The 20434-nt window shown below is 37.2% G+C and carries 15 protein-coding genes; 7 read left to right on the top strand and 8 right to left on the bottom strand.

Going from position 1 to position 20434, the window contains the following annotated elements:
• Positions 1 to 16: 16 nt before the first annotated feature.
• A complete protein-coding gene (locus QA584_RS09110) occupies positions 17 to 1336 on the top strand; it encodes an aspartate ammonia-lyase (protein ID WP_278274204.1) in 1320 nt (439 codons plus the stop codon).
• 121 nt (positions 1337 to 1457) lie between these two features.
• A complete protein-coding gene (locus QA584_RS09105) occupies positions 1458 to 2348 on the top strand; it encodes a polysaccharide deacetylase family protein (RefSeq protein ID WP_278274203.1) in 891 nt (296 codons plus the stop codon).
• A 142-nt stretch (positions 2349 to 2490) separates the two neighbouring features.
• Here the strand turns inward: QA584_RS09105 and QA584_RS09100 are convergent, their stop codons facing one another.
• From QA584_RS09100 to QA584_RS09090, 3 genes are all read right to left on the bottom strand, one after another.
• Positions 2491 to 2709 carry a heavy-metal-associated domain-containing protein gene (locus tag QA584_RS09100; RefSeq protein WP_278274201.1) on the bottom strand — a complete coding sequence of 73 codons (219 nt, stop codon included), beginning with the start codon at positions 2707 to 2709 and terminating at the stop codon, positions 2491 to 2493.
• 94 nt (positions 2710 to 2803) lie between these two features.
• Complete coding sequence (locus QA584_RS09095; RefSeq protein WP_278274200.1) at positions 2804 to 4210, bottom strand: glycoside hydrolase family 5 protein; 1407 nt, start codon at positions 4208 to 4210, stop codon at positions 2804 to 2806.
• Between the two features lie 1052 nt (positions 4211 to 5262).
• Positions 5263 to 6972 carry a M3 family oligoendopeptidase gene (locus tag QA584_RS09090; RefSeq protein ID WP_278274199.1) on the bottom strand — a complete coding sequence of 570 codons (1710 nt, stop codon included), beginning with the start codon at positions 6970 to 6972 and terminating at the stop codon, positions 5263 to 5265.
• Between the two features lie 202 nt (positions 6973 to 7174).
• Between QA584_RS09090 and QA584_RS09085 the strand changes: the two genes are divergently transcribed.
• The 3 genes from QA584_RS09085 to QA584_RS09075 all read left to right on the top strand — a co-directional run bounded on the left by QA584_RS09085 (position 7175) and on the right by QA584_RS09075 (position 9904).
• Positions 7175 to 7360: an H-type small acid-soluble spore protein gene (locus tag QA584_RS09085; protein WP_278274198.1), complete on the top strand. Its 186-nt coding sequence runs from the start codon at positions 7175 to 7177 to the stop codon at positions 7358 to 7360.
• 303 nt (positions 7361 to 7663) lie between these two features.
• A complete protein-coding gene (locus tag QA584_RS09080) occupies positions 7664 to 8770 on the top strand; it encodes a response regulator transcription factor (RefSeq protein WP_278274197.1) in 1107 nt (368 codons plus the stop codon).
• 27 nt (positions 8771 to 8797) lie between these two features.
• Positions 8798 to 9904, top strand: a complete 1107-nt coding sequence (locus QA584_RS09075; RefSeq protein ID WP_278274196.1) for a helix-turn-helix domain-containing protein — start codon at positions 8798 to 8800, stop codon at positions 9902 to 9904.
• Between the two features lie 104 nt (positions 9905 to 10008).
• Here QA584_RS09075 and QA584_RS09070 read toward each other — a convergent pair whose 3' ends face one another.
• The 5 genes from QA584_RS09070 to QA584_RS09050 all read right to left on the bottom strand — a co-directional run bounded on the left by QA584_RS09070 (position 10009) and on the right by QA584_RS09050 (position 18114).
• Positions 10009 to 11283, bottom strand: a complete 1275-nt coding sequence (locus tag QA584_RS09070) for a LysM peptidoglycan-binding domain-containing protein (RefSeq protein ID WP_278274195.1) — start codon at positions 11281 to 11283, stop codon at positions 10009 to 10011.
• Positions 11284 to 11387: 104 nt separating this feature from the next.
• Positions 11388 to 12002 (bottom strand): CBS domain-containing protein, encoded by a 615-nt coding sequence (locus tag QA584_RS09065; RefSeq protein WP_278274194.1) that lies wholly within the window; start codon positions 12000 to 12002, stop codon positions 11388 to 11390.
• Positions 12003 to 12161: 159 nt separating this feature from the next.
• Positions 12162 to 13574 (bottom strand): L,D-transpeptidase family protein, encoded by a 1413-nt coding sequence (locus QA584_RS09060; protein ID WP_278274193.1) that lies wholly within the window; start codon positions 13572 to 13574, stop codon positions 12162 to 12164.
• A 114-nt stretch (positions 13575 to 13688) separates the two neighbouring features.
• Positions 13689 to 15902 (bottom strand): glycosyl hydrolase family 95 catalytic domain-containing protein, encoded by a 2214-nt coding sequence (locus QA584_RS09055; RefSeq protein WP_278274192.1) that lies wholly within the window; start codon positions 15900 to 15902, stop codon positions 13689 to 13691.
• A gap of 118 nt (positions 15903 to 16020) precedes the next feature.
• A complete protein-coding gene (locus QA584_RS09050) occupies positions 16021 to 18114 on the bottom strand; it encodes an alpha-galactosidase (RefSeq protein WP_278274191.1) in 2094 nt (697 codons plus the stop codon).
• Between the two features lie 579 nt (positions 18115 to 18693).
• Here QA584_RS09050 and QA584_RS09045 point away from each other — a divergent pair.
• Positions 18694 to 19548: an AraC family transcriptional regulator gene (locus QA584_RS09045; protein WP_278274190.1), complete on the top strand. Its 855-nt coding sequence runs from the start codon at positions 18694 to 18696 to the stop codon at positions 19546 to 19548.
• Positions 19545 to 20231 (top strand): YjjG family noncanonical pyrimidine nucleotidase, encoded by a 687-nt coding sequence (locus QA584_RS09040; protein WP_278274189.1) that lies wholly within the window; start codon positions 19545 to 19547, stop codon positions 20229 to 20231. Before QA584_RS09045 ends, QA584_RS09040 begins: the two co-directional genes overlap by 4 nt.
• Positions 20232 to 20434: the final 203 nt, after the last annotated feature.

Here is a 20434-nt window from a genome sequence, read left to right as displayed (position 1 = left end):
TCAGACAGGAGTTTCTATGAGAAAAGAATCGGATAAATTAGGCCAGTTGGAACTGAAAGAGAATGAACTGTATGGTTTGCAGACCAAACGTGCTTATGAGAATTTTAAACTGGAACATAAAAAGACTAATCTTCACCTGATCTATTCCATTGTGACTATTAAAAAAGCAGCCGCAATGACTTATATTAACCTGGGTGCAGATAAAAAAGAAATATATCCAGCCGTCATAAAAGCCTGCGATAGTATTCTGACCGGTGAAGCAGACAGCCAGTTTATTACCGAAGCTTTACAAGGCGGCGCAGGAACCTCCACCAATATGAATGTTAATGAGGTAATTGCTAATCTTGCCCTGCAGCAGTCAGGGCTTCCCATTGGTTCCTATGACAAGATTCATCCACTGGATGATGTAAACAGAGGTCAGTCCACCAATGATGTTTATCCCACTGCCCTTCGTATTGCAGCCATAGAGATTTTAAGAGAATTAAGCGACCAATGCGCAAAGCTCCAGGAAGCACTTCAAAAGAAAGAAAACGAATTTGACCATATTAAAAAAATAGGAAGAACAGAATTAATGGATGCCGTAGCCATTACTCTGGGAGCTGAATTCGGAGCCTATGCCCAGGCAATCTCCAGGGACAGATGGCGTCTGTATAAGGTAGAAGAACGTCTGCGCCAGGTAAATATCGGTGGTACTGCCATTGGTACCGGAGTAAATGCAGAAAAACAATATCGGTTTGGTATGATTGAAACCTTAAGGACCCTTACTGGAATCGGACTTGCAGTTTCTGAGTATCCCCTTGATATTACCCAGAATAACGATGTATTCGTAGAAGTCTCCGGTCTGTTAAAGGCACTGGCCGTTAATCTTATGAAGATTGCCGGGGATTTACGTTTAATGAATTCTAATGCGATTGGTGAGATCAGGCTAAAACCCCTGCAGATGGGCAGTACCATAATGCCGGGCAAAGTCAATCCGGTCATTCCTGAAATGGTTATGGAAGTGTCCATGCGTGTCATGGCTAATGACCAAGCCATATCCTTAGCGGCTGCCCACGGTGATTTCGAACTCAATGCATTTTTACCCCTAATTGCAGAATCATTACTGGAAAGTCTTGAATTATTAAGCCATGCCGTGAAATTATTCCGTGAAAAATGCATCGAATTGCTGGAACCAGATACCGAAAAGTGTCTGGCACTACTTAACGCTTCCTTTGCCTTTGCAACGGAATATACCACAAAACTCGGTTATGAAACCGTCAGCCGCATTATAGAACAATGCGGTGGAGATAACGAAATGGCAAAACAGCTTCTTAACGATTTACTAAAAGTAAAATAGGCAGATATCAAAATTGCCTGTAATAAAAATATTAAATATTAATTAATTTAACATAGGCAAGCCAGGTTAACACAACTTCTGTCATATAATTCTATAAAGAAAACAGTAAAGAAGTATCCCTATGTCCAAAAAATCAGTATTTAATTTACATAACCTGAAAATCCTTCTACTGGTAATAACATTTTGTCTGCTGTCTATTTCCATTACAAGAAATTTAATTGATATCTATGCAGCCTCTTCCAATAAACAGCTCGTGTGTGTACCAATCCTTATGTATCATCAGGTTAAAAACAGTAATTTAGGAAAAGATGTTATCAGTCCAGCTGAATTTGAAAGTGATTTAAAATACTTAAGCGAAAATAATTACAACACCATAACCATGTCCCAGTTAATCGATTATGTCTATAACGGTACTCCCCTGCCGGAAAATCCTGTGATTCTATCCTTTGACGACGGTTCCATCAGCATATATAAGAATGTATTTCCTTTATTAAAACAGTATAATTTCAAAATCGTATTATCCATCGTAGGGAAAAGTACAGACGATTATTCCAAGGTAGATGACGATAATATTAATTATGCTGTCATAACCTGGGATGACATTTATGAAATGGATCAATCTGGTTTGGTGGAGATTCAAAATCACTCCTATAATCTTCACCACATCCGCAATGGACGGTACGGTTGTTATAAAAAACAGGATGAATCCGTCGATCAGTATGAAGAAGTCATAACCGAGGACCTCAATACATTACAGAAAAAGGTACTGGAGGTAACCGATAAGATTCCTACAACCTTTACTTACCCTTATGGTAAATATAATAATTTAACCGAAAGTATCATAAAAAAGCTGGGTTTTAAAGCTACTCTTTCCTGTACCTATGGTGTCAATATCGTGACCAATGACCCCGAATCCCTATTCGGTCTAAAGCGGATCTGCCGCTCCCATAACCAGCCAATCGGGAAATTAATACAAGGCGGAATGAAGACAATCCGAACAAAAGTTGATTAGCTGATACTAAAAAATAACAGCAAGAAACGAAGCTGCTGTAACATTCCATATATTAAGTACCTGACAGTAAACTTAATTATGATGTTTCACAACAGCTCCGTTTCATAAATATAGGCTTATGTTGATTTGGTTCTGATTCAGGCTATTCTTTATTTATGTCAACCACTTTATAACCATTGTTCTGTAAATGGTTGTTTAATTCCGCAGATGAGGTCTGGTCGTCATAATTAATATCTACATAATCCTGACCAGCACTTAACATTACCTTCTGCACACCGATTATACCTTCTAACTGGTTTTTGACTCTGTCCTGAGTTTCATCGTCATTAAGCCCTTCGATATTAAGCCTTACACTATTCATATATGGTTCCTTTCGCAAGTATTATTTGATACTATTATAACTAATAAATATTTTTTTATACGAATAGGTAAAGCCTTGTACATAGCAATTTGCATTAGTTTCTGTAATACTGCCCAAGGGATATCCCGTTTGAACCCAGGGGAATCTGATGGTCAAGACCTATAAATTTACCGCCTGACTGCCATAATGCCGGTTTTAATAAAGCATACTTTGCTTCATCCCAGGTAGACCAGTCATAGCTTAATAAACCGCCAGTGTCACCAGAATTCGGATTAATGCACCAGAAGGTATGATTGATACGGTTATCTACGATATAATCTCTTAACAAAGTCATCCACTTCTGGTTATTGCCGCCATCCATAAATCCTCCCCATTCACCAATAAAAAGCGGGGCGATGTTCTGATCATTAATATATGCCCAGGAATCATACCAATAATCATCCAGAAGAGTCTGGGTAGTAAAGTTTTTATTAAACCAGGATTGATTGTAAACCGACGGACCATAGTCATGAGGTGAGTAGACAATCTGGCTGTTTAAGGCACCCAAATCAATTGGATAATCTTTTACCCCCCTTAAATTACCGCCCCACCAGGCACCATAATATGGCGCTTGCGGACCGCTTGCTCCCCATATCTCTGGTGTCTGGTAGGTATAACCTAATTCTGTCTTCGGGTACTGTTCCACACCTTCTATCATAATCAGCAGGTTGGGATTGGCGGCAAGTATGGAACTGGCACATCTTGAAGCCGCATATTTCCAGTTGTTCTCATCAGTAGAGTTGTCCCACTTAGCCATATTAGCCGGGGGGGCTGCAGTATATCCCCGTTGTCCGTGGGGTTCATTCTTTAAATCAATGGCCAGAATCGTATCATCATTTTTATACTTATTTGTCAACCATACCAGAGTGCTGATCCATTTATCCGTTGTAATTTCTCCTGCCGTATTGGTAGTCAGACCATACCACAGCGGATAGTTATGTCCTGAATTATTGGCATCCGGGCTGTGCACATCTACCATTACCTTAATGCCAAGTTCTTTGCAATAGCCCATAATAATATCAAAAATCTCCATGCTGTTTTTAACACCATTGGTGGACGGATCATAAAAATCCGGATTGCAGACATAATAGGGAGGATTATTTGCAGCAGTTACACTGGATACTTTATTCGGCTTACCGCTCATCCAGCTGTACAATAACTCGGTGGAAATCGGAACCCGTAAAAATCCAATTCCTCTGTCTGCTATCCCAGTCAGAATTCCTTTAATATCATACCAGGCACCATGAAATACATTTTCACTGCAATTAAAACCGAACCAGTTCGCGCCTGTAAGCCAGACTTCATTTCCATTCTTGTCATAAATCGTATTACCAACACAATGAAGCCAGTCGTCATTGGAGGTATCCGCTGCCGCTGCTCTTGGTTCCTTTGTAAAGTAACTGGTTGTAATTATCGTTACAGCAATAACAAATAGTGCAATTAATTTTTTTATACCTTTCATCCTTCTATCTTCTCCTTTATCTCTTAATTAAACTCCCAATAAGTAATTTTTTAATACTGAATATGTGTTTTACCATTTTGCAGATATAAGTTTCATACTTTTTACTTCTGTTATTTTGTTATTTCTTCACCTCCTACTACAATACATTAAGCAATCGCGAAACCGCAATTACCTGCTAAAATACATAATAAGGTCATATTCGAGCATGCTTCCCTTTTCTGGATATCCAGGTAGGAATTGCAAAAATAGTATTTAACCTGGATACATGGGGTAAAACTCACCTCCTTTGCTTTCTAATTCTTCATAATTTTGTTATATTACAATGCCATTGATGGCTTAAGTCGGCTTTTGATAAGGGGTAAATGACTAATCACGCAAGAGTTTTGCCAGTTAAATAACGCGGGACGATACTGGCCGGATAGATTGAGTACATGGCTTTCAGCAGATTATTGTTGCTTTAAGTGAACTTAGAATGTCAGAAGATTATAAATAATAAATATAGTGTCAGATAATTACTTATTAATCAGCATGGATCGAAATAAATCCATACTAATTCCGGAATAAATCATGGTAAAATATGTATGCCTATGATATATTATTAATATAATTGAGATGTTTTCATGGTACAAGTTTTCATAAATTACGGGGAGGTATATAATGATAAGCTTAGTTTATTATTTTGGTATTATATCAGGTTTCATTAAGGTTCTATTCTATATTCTTGGAATACTTTGTTTTATAAAATACTTAAAAGAAAAATGATGTATGAACAATAGAAGCATCAGCAGATTGCTGTATCGACGCTCTAGTTATTATGTATATTTTATCATATTTGTATTATTTTTACAATAACAAATATACAAGTTGAAATGTTGTTAAATGTTCATGAATACAATGTAATAACTGAGGGCCGAAGCAAACTGTTATTTACAGAACAGTGTAAATTAACCTTACAAGTTTGCATCAGCCCTTATTGCTTAACTCACAATTTGATTATTTTATCATTACTAATTTCGCTTATACCTTTACTATTTATTTCTTTATTTTTTCTTCTACTTGTCCTGACCTTTTATCTGGCTTAAAAGTTCTTCTTTTGCATAAGCGATGGATTTTGCAACACTTCCCTCTTCAAAGGGCACGGATAGATTAGCTAATTTTAAAAGGTTAAGATAATTGGTACTAGAGCCAGCTTTACATAATGCCAGATAATCCTTCCAGGCTTGTTCCTTATTCTCATGGTAACGCTGTTTAAACTCCATGGCCCCCATTGTGGTAAGGGTATAATTAATGTAATAAAACGGATATAAGAATATATGCAGCTTATAATACCAGAAGCCGCCGCGCTCCATGAATTCATCCTCCTCATAAGCACGCCAGGGCATGTATTTTTCCTCTAACTTATGCCACTCAAAAGTACGTTCCTTAGGGGTAAGTTCCGGATTGGCATAAACGATATGCTGAAACTCATCAACCGCAACACCAAAGGGAACAAAGGTAAAGGCTTCCTGTAAGTGCGCAAAGCGGAATTTGTCCGCATCTTCTCCAAAGAATTGTTCCGCATAAGGATAAGCAAACTGTTCCATTGCCATCGAATGGATTTCGGCAATATCTGTACTTACCGAGTAGTATTGAGATGTTTTCTGCGTCCGCATGGCTTCGTAGCCTGCAAATGCATGACCAAGTTCATGAGATAATACCTGCATATCAAAAATAGTGTGATTAAAACAGGAAAATACATAGGGTGCCTTATAATCTAACAGACTTGTCATATATCCGGTTGCAGCCTTATTGGGTTTATTTTTCAAATCCATTAATTCATGTGCAATCATAAAATCGATGAATTCACCAGTCTCTGTACTCATATCATGGTACATCTTCTGAGCCTCTGCTACCAGGTATTCCTCATCTCCGGCAGGTATGGCATTGCCATCCGGAAATACAAACTTTTCATCATAAGCCATGATTTTATCCACACCGATCCGTTTTGCCTGGGCATTATAGATTTCCTGGCACAAAGGTACAATTTCTTTTCTTACCTGTTCCCTGAAAGCAGCAACTTCTTTTTGTCCATAATCACTGCGTTCCTGCTGCATATAGCCGAGGGGTATAAAATTATCAAAACCTAAAGAACGTCCCATTTCATTACGAATTTTGATTAACTGGTCAAAAATTTCTTCCATTTCTTCTTCATTTTTATGATAAAAATCAGAAAAAGCCTTAAAAGCTCCCTTACGTACTTCTCTGTCCGGGTTTTCAAAATACTTCTGGATTCCATAGAGATTTAATATCTGACCATCAAAATCGATCTGTGCTGTTGCCATCAGCTTCTGATACCTGGTGGTAAGCTTTGCTTCCTGCTGCATAAAGGGTACCAGTTCTTCTTTAAACTGGTCAACAAAACGCTGTTCTGCCACCAGATATTCTTTCCCGAGATCCTTTATCATTTCCTCCCGGAATCTGCTCTCCAATAAGGCCTTGCTGACCTCTGCCTTCTTAACGGTTGCCGCCGCACCCCGTTCATCAATAAATTCAATTTCTGATTCGTAGAATTCATCGGTAGTATTTAAGGTATTACGGATGTATGCAATGGTTGCCATTGTATCAATGGAACTGTTAAGCTTCTCTCTGCGCTCAAGTACATCTTTTATTTGTTCATACTTATCTGCTTGTCTGATTTCCTCCGCCATTTTGATGCTTTCCTTCTCCAGCAGTTCAAAATCCGGTCTGACATATTCTAACGTTGAAAATGTAAAATCCTTCATTTCTTATCCCTTTCCTTATTATTTGAATGAGCCATATATTTTCTAAGTATAACACATATGTAATAACTTTCCAATACTTAACAAATAATGAATGTAGTTTTAAAAAGAATATTTATCATCTCTGAAAGGAAAACTATTTAGGTAATTGTGAACCTCTACTTACCAAGAACTATTAATAAATACGATAAAGGAGACAACAACAATGGACCGAAGACGGGCAAGCGAAATTGCAGATTCACCGGTTATGGCAAATGTGAACTATAACGGAAGAGCAATCTATATTGAAGAAGTTAACCCAAATAAAGATTTTGCCAGTATTCATTATCTGAATCAACCCTGGAACAGTCAGGAAGTGGCTTTAAATCAGTTGGTTGAATCGGAACATTAGTAAATCTATAAAAATCCGGCTCTTAGCATGGACAATTTATAATAATGCTTTAAAGATGCAGGTCTTGTTTTAAATTGTCCATACTAAGAGCCAAGCTTGAGAAAATATAGAATATATATCTGGCCTTAATATAAGTATAAACTTCCATATACTATATTTTTCCAGCTTCAATAAATTTATACATACAGGCAAATATAGTTCTTGTAATTTTACTATAATTTTACTATAATCAAGGTATTATTATGCGACATGATTCGCGCTTATTAACTTTAAATAGACTCTAATATGATAAGGACAGTCCATATGAATATACCTGTAATAAATACACCCGAGTACAGTAAACTAATAGCCTTTTTTAATAAGTGTGTGGGAATAACCGAAAGAGCTGTTTCCAGCAAGGACTTCTGTGAATTATTATTAACGAGCCTGTACGAAATTTTTAACTTAAAAAATTCCGCCTTTTGGCTCCTTGATACAAGGGAATCCAATTATTTTCTTGCCTGCCAGCGGATTAAAAACCTGGTTTCCCTGGATTTTTGCACCAAGAGCCCCTTATTTGCCGACAATTTAAAAGATAAGTATCCGCTTATCGGTAACAAAAATGTTATCACCATTCAGGATATAATGTCTACCCAGGAATATGAAGAGTCACAGTATTATAAAGAGTATCTGCAGGGTACGGATCCATTTTACTATGCAGCCCTAATGCTTCTAAGAAGTTCGAATGGGATTATCGGAGCTGTAGGATTTCTAAAATCCAAGACAGAAGGTGATTTCACGTCAGCAGAGTTAAGCAATATGAATGTAATAAGCGGTTTTATCTCCAATTTAGCGGTTAACCACCTGATGGTAAGAAATATAATTACTCAAAAATGTTTGTTAGAATCCTTAAGTAATCAGTCTCCTACGGGTTTAATCATATTCAATCCAAACTCTCCATACAAAATCATATATATAAATTCGGCTGCCTTAAGGTATACCAAGGAATTTTGTCCTAATGTGCCAGAGGGAAGTTTGGGTAATGAATTTTTATTAAACTATATTCTTGAAGATTTTAGATTCCCCGAATATGCTTCATCAAAGACCATAAAATCACCTTTCGAGAAAACATATATCGTACATACGGCTCCTTCCCAGTCTATGGACAAATATGCATCAACGGTTTATGTATATATTATCCCGCAGGTCACAATGGTAGAAAAAAAAGAACCAGCTTTCCTAAAAGACAATAATCTGACCCAAAGACAGCTCGAAATTGTCAAGCTTGTCATGGAGGGGAAAACCAACGAAGAAATTGCATTGCGACTGTTTATCAGCATGAATACTGTTAAAACACATTTAAATAATATTTACCGGGAGTTAAATGTTAACAGCCGTTTTGCCTTATATACCAAACTTGTTGAAAATTAACTAACCAAATAAATAAAGGAGTAAAAAATGAATACCCCCACAGAATTTACCCCCGAATATGATAAATTAATAACTTTCTTTAACAGAAGTGTAGAAATAACAGAAAAGGCCAGTTCCAGTAAGGAATTCTGTGATTTATTATTAAACAGCCTATACGAAATATTTGATTTTAAAACTTCTAATTTCTGGCTTTGTGATGCGGCAAACTCCACTTACTTTTTAGCATCGCACCGGATTAAGAACCTGGTTTCCCAATATTTCTATACCCAGAATCCATTATTTGCAGATAACCTTATGGATAAATACGAACTGGTAAGAGACAGGAATGTACTGACGATTCCTGATGTTATGTCAATGGAAGACTATGAATCCTCTCAATATTTTAAAGATTATATGAGTGTACCAGATCCTTATTATTACACGGCACTTATGCTTATTAAAAGTCCATATTCGGTAATTGGAGCTATTGCATTTTTAAAGTCCAAGTCTGAGGGTGATTTTACTCCCACCGACTTAGGCAATTTAAATATAATCAGCAGCTTTATATCTAATCTGGCACTAAATCATATGACGGTAAATAACTTAATTACCCAGAATCGTTTGTTTGAATCCTTAAGTAATCAGTCTCCCACCGGACTAATAATATTTAACACAAACTATCCATATAAAATCGGTTATATGAATTCCGCAGCTTACCGATATACGGCAGAACTCTGCCCTGATGTCAGAAATCAGAATTCTGGTGATGAATTTTTAATAAAACATGTCATTGATGAATTCGGCTTTCCGGAATATGCCTCTTCAAAAACGGTATTGTCTCCTTTTGATAAGAAATACATAGTAAATATTACTCCCTCCCAGACTACCGACCACTTTGCATCGTCGGTTTACGTATATATTATACCGATGGTTGAAACAGCCATGAGAAAAGAGCCTTTATTAACCAATGGCAACAATCTTACCAAGAGACAGATTGAAATTATAGAACTGGTCGTTCTTGGCAAAACAAATGAAGAAATAGCCTCTCAGCTATTTATCAGCGTGAATACTGTTAAAACCCATCTGAATAATATTTACCGGGAATTAAATGTCAGCAACCGTTTTTCTTTATATTCAAAACTTACCGAGAATTAATGCGATTTGTACCCTGCCGTTCCTATATTTTTCTTAACCGGCAGGGTATAGTAATAATCTATGTTTGTTATAGACTGATTTAAGTAAACTATCATAACATAACTTCAAATAACATTAATAATAGTATACTGGTTATTAATAAGCAAAAAGGTTTGAGTCAGGACATACATAATATTCCATATTCCAACACTCTCAAGTCCATTTCCGTTCATAATCTTTAAAGAAGTATCCACGCCTCTTATATCATGGAAATATACCAGATAATTATTGGTATCTGTTATATAAAAGTAAGAGGAAAGATTTGCTTCATTATAATTAATTACAGCTCCCACATCACTTGCTAATTGTACTGCATTGGTATTACTTATGGCATACGCACCGATGCCTCCTTGACTAGGAAGCTGCCATATATACCCGATGCTTGATATGCCGATTGTTATTTTTTCCGGAGGGATTATCGTCAGGGTATACCGAAGTAAAAGTTCCAAAATATAACTAGGTATTGCTTCCACTGGAATATCGGAGGCATACCCCCAGGAATAAGATAACAGGATGATACCATCAACAACCTGCTCCAAAACAGAAAAATCCACTGGTTCTAAAGCTGCTCCTGTTTCCGTTTCAAAAGAATTAGGAGTTATGGTTATAAACACTTTATAACCCTGGTCTCTTATACTTTCCGAAACTTCAGCTATAAAATCAAAGTATAAGGTTCTGTCTTCCGACCTGATATAAGGAGTGTCAAAATTGACACCATAGTAACCTTTTTGACTTAACATAACCAATATATTCGCAACGAAGTTATCCTTAATCTCCTGATTACCCAGTATATTATGTAAGGTTTCCTTGTCTATGGTACCCGCTTCATTTACATTCGATATTACCATAATAGGTGCAACACCATAAGCTCTGGCCAGATTCAGGATTTCCTGATCATTAATATCATTTAGATTCCCGTTTTCGTCGACAGAATAACTAAATACAGATAAATAGGTCAGATAGACCAGATTCTGAATTAGGATATCCCGATCAATATAGGGATAAGCATATCCGTTCGTTGTTATATTCCCTATTTTTTCATCCAAATAATTAATTATAATGGTTTCCCCGGGGTATATAAATTCTCTTTTTATAAGCTGCGGATTATTCCGTAAGAGCTGGATAACACTGGTTCCATAAGAATCCGCAATACTTTGCAGGGAATCTCCCTCCTGCACGGTATATATCTGATTGGGATAAATGATAAGAACAGCCTGACCGACTGCTAAATTATCAGGGTTTGTAATATCATTATCTCGAACTATACTGTCCTCACTTACCCCATATTCATCTGCAATGGACTGAATTGTTTCACCTGACTGGACAACGTGTATAATCATAAGACCTCATACAACTTATATATTATTATCATTGTATGTAGGGAAATATAAATTAATATCCTTAGACATTTTTATCTTGCTATAAAATCAAAGTATTTTGCAGCTCAGCGTTCTCTGATATTAATCAGGTCATAATAATACTTAATAATATCTCTTCGTGTTATAATTCCCACAAACTTCTCCCGATCATCAACAACCGGAACAAAATTCTGTTCCATAACCCGAAGCAGCAATTCTTCCATCGTGGTTTCTATCTTCACTGCTGGATTCCAGCCTTTTCTCAATATGTCTCTAATCGAATATTCCTCCTGGGACTTCATTGCAAATGCACCGCTGTCCAGCATATGCCATAAAAAATCACCTTCACTTACCGTTCCGATATAAGTGCCGTCCTGAGAAACTACCGGCATGGCAGTATAACCGTGATGACGCATTTTTTCAAGTCCCTGTCGTAAGGTACAATGGTCATCCAAATATGCCACGAAGGCTTTTACTGTCAGTAAAAAAATAATACTTTTTCTCTCTGGAGTCTTAGAACTATCTATATCTTCACTGTAAGTTAAATCTACAGTTGTTTCAGTATCATTAATTTTAACCGTTTCCGTTTTTTGAGTATTTAGACTATTTTTAGTATTTTGACTCTTTTGACTATTTTGACTATTTTGACTATTTTTATTTTGAGTATTGATGTTCTTATCCGCCATATCAATAATATGCATAACTTCTGTCTCCTCAGTAATCTATGTTTAAACAGTAATGAAGTATACGAATGAATTTTACTTCTTACAGCCTTTACTATCATTATAACAGAAATTGTATCCTTTTTGTGAAAAGTAAAGATAGAAAAAACACAAAAAAATAGAGAGTGTTATTTCTCTCTATTCTTCATAACTGATAAAAGGAGTTCCATCTTCCAGATTTTCATAAATCTTCTTAGCCAAATATAGCGGCGCATTTACACAGCCGTGGGTTCCCCTGTTTTTATAAATCTCTCCCCCAAAGGTATGTCTCCAGCTGGCATCATGCAGTCCGATATTACCATAAAACGGCATCCAGTATTTCACTACAACCTTATAATTCAATCCGGCTAACGTGGCGCTGTTCTGCTTATAATTAAGCATATAAGCTCCGACTACCGTAGGATTTCCCCGGTTGGGATTCCCAGTAACTACAGGTCCATGGATCAGCAGCTTCCCGTCCTTATAAAACCATACATGCTGTCTTGTTATATTAATTTCAACATAGGTATCTCCAATTTCATTGCCTTCTCTGGAAACGGCTTTTTGTGCATAGGCAGGTTCCTTCATCACTGTCGCACCTTGCAGGATATGATGATAGATTGCCTCTGTTTCCTCTTCTTTGTCAAGCTTCCAGCCATAAATTCCGCCTTTTACTTCTATCACCTTTCCTACAGAGGATTGAAAGCTCCGGTTTATTCCAACGGTATCATACTTTTTGCTTAAAGCCTTTACATATTTCATAATCTCAGCTCTGTTGATTACCACATCCAGATTATCATCAACAATAAGCCAGTTATTAAGAATACTTCCGTCAAGTCTTTCCCTTTTCGTACCAAACTTATAGGTAATAGAGGTTTTAACGAATTCATTCAATGCTTCAAGGGTATTTCGTGTTTTAGCGGAATTCAGTGTGTATACCGGGTTTTCATAACAATGATTATCCTCCAGGTTTAATATTTCTGCTCCTTTTTTAATGCCTGCGGTGATGACTTTTGTTAATGTATCTTTTCTTATCTTATTTCCATATACTTCCGCCACTGCTTCATAGGTACCGTCTTTATACCGAAAGCTTGCATTTTGGGGTTCTATTGTCTTATTATTTAAGCAGTTTAATGCTTTAATTTTATCAGCAAGCTTAACCTTATCGTATAAGAATAAATTGTCCACATAAAATTTCTGGGGTATAAAAAAAGCTGTTATCCATTTATAAGATTTCTGATTTTTGTAAACACGCGGAATATTATTTCTTTCATTCTGAGATAAAGTAATATCCTGCCCGGTTAATACTTCACTTTCACCATTTCTTTCTGTCAGAAGGAGTTTATAAGTCTGTACATGATTTTCCATAATCTTATCCACATCCTTATGGGATTTTAAAGAAACCGGTACACCGTTTAAAACTGTTCCGTAAAAAAAATGACTGGTAAAATAAAGTGCAGCCAGTAAATATAGCAGTATAAGAATACCTGCTGCTATCAAAACCCGTTCGGTGATATGTCTTATAATAAATTCTTTGATTCTTACCTTATTTCGTTTATTTATTCCCCTCATTCAATACACTCTGAAACAAACTTATTACTTTATCATATGATTGATTGGTATATTTTAAAACTTGATAGATTTACATCTCTTGTTCTATTTTACCAAACTACCTTTAATAGCTGACTAAAAAATTTCAAATACATAGGTTTCTCCCTTAATCAAAGAAACTGTACAGAATTTATTAGCTTCTCCATATAAAATCTCTTCTCCATTCAAGATTAATTTTCCATCTACCTTTGCAAATGAAAATCGGATGGTTTCATCTGCATTAGCATAAACCGTTACTTTCTTAACGCAGTACCTCTCAATGGCAACAGAAACCAGATGCCCGCCTTCCACAGTCATGTTTTCACAGGAACATTCCTTCCATTCATCAGGTATGCCATAAGAAATATAAACCGTATCTTTTGAACGGTGGACAAACATTTCACTAAGAGCTGCCGGAACAATAAAACCGGCCTCAACGGTAAAGGCATCCGAAGCTTCACCTGCATTGGTATCTGAAATCTTTAAGAGACCATTTTGATTTGGATCACCGTTGACAACAAAGGTATTGGAGGAACGAAAGGCCATACAGTAGAGTTCTAACATAGTCCGGGCCATGTTTCCCCTCCCGCAGCGGGAAGCGAATATAGACAGATATGGAAAAGACCAGGCCGCATATTCTGTAAATCCTTTGTCAATGACTGCATTCAGGGTTTTAACCGCAGTTTCACTATGAATATCCGTTCCCAGAGGAAATATTGGATACATGTGACAGAAGTGGCGGTGGGATTCAAATAATTCTTCTCCGGGAAATAAAGGATACCCTTTATCCGTCTCAATTACAGGCGTTAGTTTTTTATTAAAATCGCTGTATTTCAGGAAATCCTTATCCAAAAGTACTGCATAACGCTCCATATTCTCAAGGAGATAATGGAGGGCTGCTATAACCACGGTTGCATCATCTCTTATCAACATGCCGCTGTCTTTAAAGACTTCCGGAGAATTTGTAAAAGGAACGTGCAGATACCCGTCACTGCCTTCATAAGCAATCCCCTGATAAAGGTTGATTACCCGATCAATAAATGGATATATACTGCTCTTAAGTTTATCCAAATCTCTGGAATACTCATAATACCAGCAAAAGTCCGTGGCCACAAAAAGTTCCGGTCCAAGGAGGACATTCCAGAAGCACCACTCTCCTCCGACTCCATATCCGTCCGGTCCCATCATTACCGGGCAGTGAATGGCATCTTTGATTCCAAATAATTTATAAGCTCTTTCCGTAAGCCGCGGCATTGCCTTGGTATAATAATCAATATAAGGTTCTGCCAGTTCAATATGATTGGTTTTAAACGGTGCCCAGTAACAGGACTGGACATTTAAATCATTATGCCAATCCCCGTACCAGGCCGGCATTCTGGCATCATTATTCCAGATTCCCTGGAGGGTAACGGGACGGGAATTCCTTCTTTCATTTGCAAAGATTTTATACATTTCCAGATTATAGGCGTGCTGGAGCCTGTCATTTGGTACCGTAACAGCAGACCGCTTCCAAAACTCCTGCCAGGAAGCATTATGGGCTTCCTTAAATTCTTTTTCTCCTTCCGAGTAAACTCTTAGAAGTTCTTCATTTTTAAGGATTAGTTCTTCTCTGTTTTCCCTGCTGTTTCTTTCCTTTAAATTATCTCCCTGAAATGCCAGATAAATTTGGTCTGCTTTCTTTAACAGACTGATAACTGCCAGTCCGTCTTCTGAAAAGGGCTGTAATACATGTAAGATATCTTTGTTCTTTATTTCCTCGTATTTTTGATAATTCCAGTCTGCTAGACAAGATAGTTCCTTATTCGATGTATCCCAACCCTGTATTACAACCACTGCGTCAGTTGTATCCAATTCCACTTTTAATAGATTGACATTAGAATCAACATATACGAAGCAGGTAACCTGCCTGCCATTTTTAAGGGTGACCTTAATATCAGAAGCTGCTGAGTCAAAATCTATTTCACCATAAAAATCAACAATCTCATCTTCCAGTGCAATGTTAAGACTTAATCCCGGAAGATGGGTACGCCAGATTTTAGTCACTGCTAATTCTGTTTCCTTGGTAAAAGTACCATTATGGAACTTTTCAGGTTCCTTTATAAAATCCTGAAATTTGGCGGCAGGCATATCAAGTGTCGTATCCCTGTTCTCCCAAAGCAGGATACTATCAACTGAAAAACGCAGGGAATTATGTACCACATATAAAAATCCGCCAATACTGCCATTCCCCCAGAACAGCCCTTCGTTAAAATGTTTGGGCAGACGGTCTATTATTAATTTTCTTTGTTCTTTTAACTTTTCCTTATCCATTTCATGCTTCCTCTATAATGCAGCTTTTTGAGGGATTGCATTATAGTTTCCCTTTCTTAAAAGAATAGTGGTTTATATATGGTTTGTTAACAGTTCTTTCATATAGTACCTGCAATAGCTAATTAATTTTTGTTATTCTAATAAGCCTGCTGTCAAAGTCCCCCCACAGCCCAGTTTCCAATCCAACCTTCATTAACGTGCTTCCGTGGATGTTCTCCTCCATGCCTTCGATGTTGTATAAACCATCTTCTTTTAGTCCGTTTAAATAAAGATTTGGTTCGGCTTTACCAAACTGGCTGCCCTGATGAAAGGCAAATACAAGGATCTCCTTTTCATCCCTGCTGATATATTCCACTGCATGAAGGGAACTCTCACGAACAGAGGAAAGTCTGTATTGCTTCCCAAATTGGATAGTTTTGCGAATTTCTTTATAAGTTTTTATATGCTCCCTGAATTCATCAGCGGTATCCTCACTAAATTTACTGATGTCGGCGCCAATCCCCAATACTCCCATCATGGAAGAATGGAAACGATAGCTGTAAGGACGTTCATACTTTCTTAGGTTATTGGAGGATGCATCCGTAACCCAGCAGGTCATAATACTAGGTGCATAAAAGTAAGAGAAGCCCTCCTGGATGAAAAGCCGTTCGTAGGCATCTGTATTATCACTGGGCCAGCACTGATCTGCGTACTTAAGTATGCCAAGATCCACCCTGGAACCGCCTCCGGCACAGGCTTCGAATTCTACCTGCGGAAATCGTTCTCTTAAGGTTTCCCATATTTCATATAACGCTTTTGCATGCTTATACCAAAGTTCCTTATCCTCTGAAGTCTTACCCTGGCTCACATCTGTCAAGGATTTATTCATATCCCACTTGATAAAGGTAATATCCTTGTTTTCTGACAGAAGCTTAGTCATAAAATCCAGGATAAACTCTTTTACTTCACGTTTACTGATATTTAATGTATATTGATTTCTTCCCTGATAAGGCTCCTGCCCCTTAAACCTGTAAATCCAGTCCGGATGTGCCCGGTATAAATCGCTGTCTGGATTTACAGCCTCTGGCTCCACCCAGATGCCAAAATCCATTCCAAGAGATTTCACATAGCGGATGAAATCAGATAAGCCCTTGGGGAATTTTTCTTGGTTCACATACCAATCCCCAAGTCCTGCCTTGTCATTATTCCTGCTGCCAAACCAGCCGTCATCTATTACAAATAGTTCTACACCCATTGCGGCTGCTCTGTCTGCCAGAGCTTTCTGACTATCTGCCTGTACCTGAAAGCCGGTAGCCTCCCAGGAATTATATAACACTCTGCCATACTCTCTTTTCCTAATAATCTGCTCTGCTTCAAAAGTATGGAGTGTTCGGCTCATTCCACCATATCCTTCCCTTGAAAACCCAAAATACATAACAGGCGTCTTAAGAGATTCCCCTTTGCTTAAGGTATATGTAAAATCGAAATTACTGATTCCCCCGGTAATTTTAACATTGTTATAAATTGTTTTCTCAAACGTTATCTGCCAATTGCCGCTGTAACCTAACAAACCAAACCAGACCTCACCGGTCTTTTCCTCTGCAGTTCCGTTATCCAGGGCAAAAGCAGGGTTAAAGTGGGGTCCGGTATTACCGCTGCGGGACTGCATGGTAAAGGAACCGGTAGTCAGATGCAGATCATTCATCTGGGACTCTCCTGCCCACTTACCCGTTAAGTATTTTACACGGTAATCCGAAAGCTTTGGTATGCTGACCGAGGCAGATTTAAAGTTCTCTATTATTACTTCCTCCCCTTCATTAAGAACCTCCACATACCGGGCTATGATATCATATTCCTCGTAAACATCATAAGTCAGGGTGGCATAAAGGTCTGAAAAGCTATTCTTGTAACAGAAGGTCAGGCGCTCTAAGTCTTTATTAACCTGCATTATCTTAAATTCAAGAAACGTCATATCCAGCTTTCTTATCTCAGGATAATTCACTTTTAAACAGCTTTCCAAATAGGAAGCTCCGGTCCAGAAACTATATTCATCCCTTTCCAGATTGAGATTCTGGTCAAAACTGCTGTGTTCCCGTTTTTTAATCAGATAGGTAAGATCTTCTCCATGGATTTTGCTGCCCCAGTATAGATTCTGGAGCCAGTCATTGCTATAAAAGACATAGGATGAATGTTTCGTGGAAAGATGAAATAAGCCTTTGTTCTGTGTAATCATGTGATTCCTCCAATGCAGCCGTTTCGCTGCTTCTTATTATTTGTAAATTTGATTCGTGTGTCAAATTAATATATCTTCCTAGATTTGCCCACGAATTGTCCAGATATTACAGTTCTGAGTTATTATGGTTCATGCGTTATTATCGTTCTGAGTTATTATGATTCTGTTTTATTAGGTTCTGCTTTATTAGGTTCTGCTTTATTATGGTTCTGCTTTATTATGGTTCTGCTTTATTATGGTTCTGCTTTATTATGGTTCTGCTTTATTACCAGTTCAAATATATCATGTCTCTTTTTATATGGCTAAATACTATTTTTACTGTTACTATTCAGAATACCGTTTTAGTAATGTAATTCGTATCTAAACCTGATAAATCCGGTTTATTCAAAACAAGTAACTACTTTGTAAGTATATTCATTCTTTAACTGATAGTAAATGGAGTATTGCTAGGTTTATATGGAATATTGCTAGATTCTATACCATTGTTTTTTCTGAATCTATAAGAATCATTTTGCTTTTTCACCTGATTATAGGATATAATAGAAACTATCATAAAATATCGCAGGGGGATCTTAATAGATGGATAAGCATATCGCTGATTACCAGCATTTTCAGCATACAGATCTTTATGTGTACCAGTGCGGATCACTACAGTGTGAAAACGGACATGGCTACGGTCCGGCAGTACGGGACCATTTCCTGATTCATTATGTTCACAGCGGAAAAGGTATCTTTAAAATTGATAATACAATATACGAATTAAAAGCCGGTAACGGTTTCTTAATATGCCCTGACATAATAACCTTTTATAAAGCAGATGACGCTGACCCCTGGCACTATTCCTGGATCGGTTTTCATGGACTCAAAGCCGAAGCCTATTTAAAGGATTCCGGTCTTAGTCTTCTGCATCCGGTATTTGAATACACTCAGGATGATTTTATTGATACCTGTTTTTATGAGATGGTTGATGCCTATAACATAAAAAGAGGTGGAGAAGTGAAAAGATTGGCTTATCTATATCTTTTTTTACATAAATTAACCGAACTGAATCCGGTAGGTCTATATTATGATTCTGCGGACAGCAGACGAGATGCCTATATCACTAAGGCTTTGCAATATATTGAAATGAATTACTCAAGAAAAATAACCATAGATGCCATATCCCGGCATGTAGGGTTAAACAGAAGCTACTTTAATTCAATTTTTAAAAGTGCTTTGCATATGAGCTTACAAGAATACCTGATTGAATTCAGAATCCGCAAGGCCTGTGAATTAATCCCCAATGAGAAGCTTTCCATCGGAGATATTGCACGAAGCATCGGCTACAATGATGCTCTGCTGTTTTCTAAAACCTTTAAAAAAATAAAAGGAACTACCCCAACAAATTACAGAAATCTGCTGCCGGAATTAAACAGCAGACAGGAGGAAACATGAGTTATAAAATATTACTTTTTGATCTGGACGATACTTTATTGGATTTTGCAGCGAATGAAGCTGTCTCTTTAAACAAACTTTTTCAACTGCATGGATATACCTTCACGGATGAAATTTTTCAGACCTATAATTCTGTCAATAAACAACTTTGGAAGGATTATGAAAATGGAGGTATTATACTTGAAGAGGTCCTTAATTCCAGATTCTCAAAAACAATGAATAAACTGGGACAGACTGTGGATGGAATGGAATGGGAAAATCAGTACAGAGAGCTTTTAAGCAATGGATTCCAGCTCATGGAAGGTGCTTATGAGGTATGTAGCACCTTATCTAAATCCCATAGATTATTTATTATCACCAATGGTGTAACAAAAACACAAATAAAAAGAGTGAAGGAATCCGGTTTATCTGATTTTTTTGAAGATATCTTTATTTCCCAGAGCATCGGCTATCAAAAGCCGGCAAAAGAATTTTTTGATTATGTGATGAACCATATTAAAGATTTTAATAAAGAGGAAGCACTTATTATTGGTGATACTATAAATTCAGATATTAAGGGAGGAATTCTCTCAGGCATTGATACCTGTTTATTAAACAGCAAAGCTCAGGTAATATCCTCTGAAATTCAGAGTACCTACATCATTACAAAGTTGGCAGATTTATATGACACTTGCTCCCTTTAATGTGAGCACTAAAGCTATAAGCTAACTCTTAGCATCCGAAAAAAGAGTGTATACAAACTTCGTAATGTATATTGAGGATAGGATAAATATATGTTGCTAATTCCACGCTGATATTGGTGCCTGGAATCCTGTTAAGTTTTGACATCTTTATTATAAAATCTGAAAGCTGCCAGATATTAACTCTGACAGCTTTCAAAATAACT

Source organism: Anaerocolumna sp. AGMB13025, assembly GCF_029689925.1.
Taxonomy (GTDB): Bacteria; Bacillota; Clostridia; order Lachnospirales; family Lachnospiraceae; genus Anaerocolumna.
The sequence above is the reverse complement of the archived record's forward strand: the minus strand, read 5'-3'. Positions and strand labels throughout refer to the sequence as shown.